We start from the raw sequence: 472 nt of genomic DNA on the forward strand, positions 1-472 counted from the left end.
AAATGGAACCCGGCGAGTTTGCCGGTTAGGAGGCGCCGAGAGCCAGCACGTCGCGCATGGTGTACTCGCCGGGTGGGCGACCGGCGACCCACAGCGCGGCCGCCATGGCGCCGCGCGCGAACATCGAGCGGTCGTCGGCCGAATGCGACAGCGTCAGTACCTCGCCGTCGGCCAGGAAGCTGACGCTGTGCTCGCCGACAATGCTGCCGCCGCGCGCCACCGCGAAGCCGATCTCGCCGGACGGACGTGCAAATGTGACGCCGTCGTGGCCGCGCCGCGCCGCGTCTGCCAGCGCAACGCCCCGTCCCTGCGCGGCCGCATCGCCCAGCATCAGTGCCGTGCCCGAGGGCGCGTCGACCTTTGAGCGGTGATGCGCCTCGAATATCTCGATGTCGCAATCGCCGGGGCCGAGCGCGCGCGCCGCCTGCTCGACCAGCCCGGTCAGCATGTTGAGGCCGAGCGAGTAACTGCC

General features: G+C 71.2%; 1 protein-coding gene. It reads right to left on the reverse strand.

The genetic code is table 11. The annotated features are described in order from the left end of the window. Positions 1-25 precede the first annotated feature (25 nt). On the reverse strand, positions 26-472 hold a 447-nt coding region (gene dapB, locus EN742_RS37265), incomplete at its 5' end, for a 4-hydroxy-tetrahydrodipicolinate reductase (protein ID WP_128334005.1).

Source organism: Mesorhizobium sp. M4A.F.Ca.ET.020.02.1.1, from assembly GCF_004022645.1.
GTDB lineage: Bacteria > Pseudomonadota > Alphaproteobacteria > Rhizobiales > Rhizobiaceae > Mesorhizobium.